Origin of the sequence: Nostoc flagelliforme FACHB-838 (assembly GCF_014698065.1) — a bacterium.
Taxonomy (GTDB): domain Bacteria; phylum Cyanobacteriota; class Cyanobacteriia; order Cyanobacteriales; family Nostocaceae; genus Nostoc; species Nostoc flagelliforme_B.
Window position 1 is genome coordinate 1 of record NZ_JACJSI010000404.1, and the last position, 5,181, is coordinate 5,181.

1 protein-coding gene and 2 pseudogenes are annotated in these 5,181 nt (G+C 40.4%); all 3 read left to right on the plus strand.

From position 1 onward, the window contains the following. Positions 1 to 134 (plus strand): annotated as a pseudogene (locus tag H6G97_RS54150) (IS4 family transposase); the annotation flags it as partial. Between the two features lie 42 nt (positions 135 to 176). Further along, a pseudogene (locus H6G97_RS44960) lies at positions 177 to 1,584 on the plus strand (IS1634 family transposase); the annotation flags it as partial. A gap of 1,025 nt (positions 1,585 to 2,609) precedes the next feature. After that, complete coding sequence (locus H6G97_RS44965) at positions 2,610 to 4,607, plus strand: NACHT domain-containing protein (protein WP_190946934.1); 1,998 nt, start codon at positions 2,610 to 2,612, stop codon at positions 4,605 to 4,607. The last annotated feature ends 574 nt before the right edge of the window (positions 4,608 to 5,181 follow it).

A 5,181-nucleotide genomic window follows, 5' to 3' on the forward strand; every position in this document is an offset into this window, starting at 1 on the left:
ATTTTAGTGTCGCCTACGATAAAGGTAACGCTGAAGATCCTATCAAGTACTTTGCTGCCCCAGAAAATCAAGACTTAGGCGTAGTTAAATATCTCCGAAAGCCAGTCTCCAAGATGGATTTATCGCCTTTTCCTGCACCCTCTTGACAAAAGTGCAATCATTCTAACCTCTCACCGATGGGCAAGCAATCACTTGCGAGACAGGAAATAGAAATTAAATTAGTCAGGCAGATAATTAGAGCATACGAATTACCGACAAAAATTGCACGCACAGACACAACAAGCTTCAGTGTAAATCATGAAAATACAAGTCATTTAGAAGACAATCTATTGCGTCATGGCTACTCCAAAGATAAACGCCCAGACTTATTGCAATATCGTCAGTTACTAGCAACGCTCGACCCGATGGGAATGCCGTTAGTCAGCGCCACTCTTGAAGGCAATGGAGCCGATGACCCTTTATATTTTCCCACCTGGCAAAAGATACGAAAAGTAATTGGGCACAAACATTTTGTCTTCATCGCTGACTGTAAGGCTGGTTCGATCTCAACCCGTGCCAACATCGCATTAAATGGAGGATTTTACTGTGTTCCCTTGCCAATGAGCGGACAAAACCCCCAATTACTCAAACAATGGGTAAAACAACCATCAACAGAAATCATCGATATTCGTTTACCCCAACAAGAAGAACACGAAACTGCTGTTGGTAAAGGTTTTGAGATTGAGTTGGGTAAGTTTTGGTTAAATCCAGAAACAAATAAATGGGTTCGTTGGCACGAACGCTATTCGGTAGTTTATTCCCACAAGCTTGCTCTAGGAGCGATTGATAGTCAAAACAAACGCATCAATCAAGCTCAACTTGCCTTGGAGAAATTAGCCAATAAACCAGGAACCGAGCTAGATGTGCTTACTCATAAGGTTGAGAATATCCTCAAACGCCATCGCGTTACTGATTTTTTATCAACTACGATTACAGAACAAACACTAACAGAAACTCGCCATCAAAGACGAGGACGACCCTCGAAGAATACTTTACAACAACAGGTTACTTCGACACGGCTTCAACTCCAATTTGAGAAAATTGATAGTGCAATTGTTGAAGCAGAAACTTTGGCTGGTTGGCGATTGTACGTAACTAATGCACCTACCGAACAGCTAACTTTATCTGAGTCGGTAATGTATTACCGAGATGAATGGCTTCTTGAACGCGGTTTTCATCGCTTCAAGAGGGGTTCTTTGCCTGCTTTACCGATTTACTTCCACCAATCTTGACCGAATCACTGGCTTGATGTTTTTATTAAACATTGCTTTGCGCGTTTTTACCCTTATGGAGTTTGTTGTCAGGCAGGCACTTCAACAAGCTGAAGATTCTTTGCAAGGTCTTTATGATGGCAATCCCAAACGAAAAACCCCTCGTCCTTCGGCAGAACTTATGCTTAAAGCTTTTTGTCACCTAACTCTTTACTTCCTCCCTGATTCTACGGTCTTCATTACCCCTATCAACCAGCTTCAAAAACAGATTCTTTTATTGATGAAAATCCCTGAATCCATTTATGAGCTTGAACTTAAGCCCTGTAAGACATAATTTTCACTCACAAGGTCAAAATGAGCGAACGTCCAGCCTTAACGCAACTGAAGTTTAATTGTCTTAAACACAACCTGCAACCCTACCCCCAACAAGATAGCCAAGCGCGAGGTTTCACGTTTTCAAGCGTGACATTCGGATATGAGGATAGAGCGGCAGTGATGAGAGGAGGTCTTGGAGTCATTGCCCTCATGTAATGCTTCATGCGAGATCGCTGTAGTAGTCTGCCAACCCAAAGATGCGCTTGTGAGGTCTGGGGAAAGGGGAAAGGGGACTGGTTTTGGGATTTAAAACCTTTCCCCCTGCCCCTTATCCCCTTCAGGGGCCCCACCTTCCCCCAAACCCAGTACCCCGCTTTCGTGACGAAAGCGAACTAGTAGGTAAGATTTGCAGTACTTATACAGAGGTATAAATATTTTACAGAGTATAAACTGAATCTGGTAAAAGATGATGATAGTAAATTTATATACTCTATCGATGTGAATAACTCGATAGAGTATTTTTGTGAAAGTGCGCCTATGTTAAGCGATCGCCTCTTCTGTGCCCTTGCCACAACCGCCCTCCACAGCCTACGATTGCTCCTTGGGGTAATGGTGCATTTATGTTTGACCAAATTTTGATAACCATTGGTTAACACGCATTCAGCCAAGGGTGTTGCATTGGGCTTGGTTGATTGCGTCTAATCCTTGTATAGTGAAGCTTTAAAAGTTTTTCGCTCTCTTTGCATAAAGTACAAAACTTGAACTGAATAGTATTACATAGCGAACGAATTATATGTAAAACAGGGGGTAATAGTTTAAAACTCCCATATTTATTTTTTTGTAAGCGCTGCTCTGGACTCCTTGCCCCAGGGCAGTTTTTTTTTAATGGGTAGGCTTCTTTGACTCTTGCACCCGTCATCAGCAATTGCAATTTTCGTATAGTGCGTTGTTTACTCGCTGTAACCAGAATATTGCGTCACAGCCCGTAAAAGCGTTAATCTCAATTGTAGCAAGCAGAAACCCCTATATTTAGCAGCAATCGTTATGCCCCTAGCACCATTAGGCAATACGGAGCGACCAAAGAATGAACGGATATTATTAGCCTCAGTTAAGTCAGAAGTGACTTCCCGATTGAGGCAATCTTTACACAATGCTGTGCTGATTAATTTAGATAAAGAGTCACAACCCCAGCAGGTAAAAAGACCTTGGAATGCAGAAAGAAAAATTGGCTTAAAACCTGCTGAAGCTCTCCCAGATAGTGCAACTATTCTATCAGTTTTTGATTCCCAAGAAGTTGCAGGTAAACTGTTAATTTCAGGTGCGCCAGGGTCGGGGAAGACCACGGCACAATTAGAACTCGCTCAAGAATTAATCCAACGAGCCGAAGAACAGCCTGATTATCCCGTTCCCGTTTTATTTAACTTGTCCTCTTGGAAAGATGACCGACAATCTATAACTAATTGGTTATTGGCAGAACTTAAATCTAAATATGGTGTCTCAACTGAACTTGGTAAAAAGTGGGTAGGTAATCACCAATTATTACTATTACTTGATGGTTTAGATGAACTTGAGCTAGAACGTCAAAAACTTTATGTTCAGAGAATTAATCAATTTTTAGTAGGGGAAAATAGACCGCTTTTTCTAGTTATTTGTAGTCGGAGTGAAGAAGATGGGGGTTACTCTAATCAATTGCAGCTTCATGGTGCTATTTACTTACAGCCTTTAACTAGTAATCAGATTTGTGATTATCTCAGCCGGATTAAATATAGAGAACTGTGTTCAATCATCAGTGGTAACTTAGTCTTACTAGAGCTAGTTAAAACTCCCTTATTCCTCAGTATTACCATTCTAGTATTTCAAGACATATCTCTTGAGAAATGGCAGCTTTTGACTTCTACAGCAGAGCGTCATCAGTATTTGCTAGATGCTTATATAGGACGTATGTTAGCAGAAGATATTAATAGTAGGGCATATTTGAAATCCAAACCTCCTAATGCCAGGAAAACGCGAATATGGCTCGTTTGGCTAGCAGGGCAAATGCTCAAAGAATCGAAAACAGAATTTTTGATTGAAGAAATGCAGCCTAGTTTGTTAAAAAGTAAAATTCCCAGAATTATTTATAATTTGATTGTCTGGGGAGTTATACAAATGCTGATTAATGGGCTGATTTTGGGGCTGTTAGGAGTAATTTTGGGGCTGTTAGGGGTAACTGGAGAGGTTACTGTCCTTGGAAGGGAGATTAATGATGGGGTGACTGGAGGGGTGATTTTCGGATTTTTAGGCTTGCTTCAGGGGCTTAATGCAGGGATGATTATTGGTTTGATTGTCGGGCTAATTAATGGTTTATTTGGTGAGATGCTAGAGGAAAAGCTTGAAAATACAGGTTTAATTAAGTCTGATAAAGCTTCTGATAAAACCATGATGAAATGGCTACTTATCGGGTTGATTTGGGGGCTAATTAATCAACTGATTTCTGGAACGATGGCAGGAGTGATTATCGTGCTAATTTGGGGGTTGATTATCGGACTGATTAATGGGTTAATTGGAGATAAAATCGAAGCACTTGAAAATCGAAAAAGCTTTTATTATCTCTTAAAAAATGAGTTAACTTTTGGGATATTAGGCAAATTTAATAATTTAGCAATAGGAAGTAAAACTATTCCTAACCAAGGGATTTGGCAATCTGTTAAAAATACATTTAATTTATCAGTATTGTATTTTTTACCTTCTACCATATTAATTTTTTTAATTCAAATAATTCAGGAAAATAATAGTTTAGATGAGTCAGCTTTAATTTCTAGCTTAATGTTTGGGTTATTTTTTGGATTATTAATGGGGATATTTAGAAGTGGAACATCTGTTATTAAACACTTTGCCCTACGCCTTATTCTCTACCGCAACGGCTACATCCCTTGGAACTACGCCCGTTTCCTTGAATACTGCACCGAGCGCCTATTTCTCCAGCGTGTCGGTGGCCGCTATCGCTTTATTCACAAACTGCTGCAAGACTACTTCGCCCAAATGGAGTTTAAACGTGATTGAAAAAGATTGAATTGACTCACTACTTTAACCCTATTGTGTCACTCTCGGAAAACAGTAATCGAAGCAAGAGTCTGAAACTTTGATTGAGCCAAAGTTTGAACCTTTATTTTCTAACAGTAACTAAAATTTATAGCCAAAACCTGAAAACTAAAGCTACAAAAGCCTTACAGGGATTAGCTTCTCCCAGATTGACAAAACAGGGTTAATAATATCTTTTTAGCTATAGCTTTCCTCTATCCCCACTCTCCACCGCCACATACTCCCCACTGAACATATAAAAGCACCCGCTTCCTACAGCGCACTGGCAACAAATCCCCCTAGCGAAGAGTAGTTCTGTACCACTCTGGTTGCTGCTGGCGGGAGATGTGTAGACTTGTATTGAATTCCGCTGCCTACGGCGGGCATCGGTGAAAGGTTAAGATAAAGCGCTTTTTGTCAATCAGTTAAAATACTCAAAACACCCTTAATAAGAATGATAATCGTATGGAGGGAAGGGGGAGGAGGCGAGCGACGCTCGCCTCCTCCCCCTGTTTTTGATTATCATTATCTTAAAAGTCTTTAATAGCTTAAACAG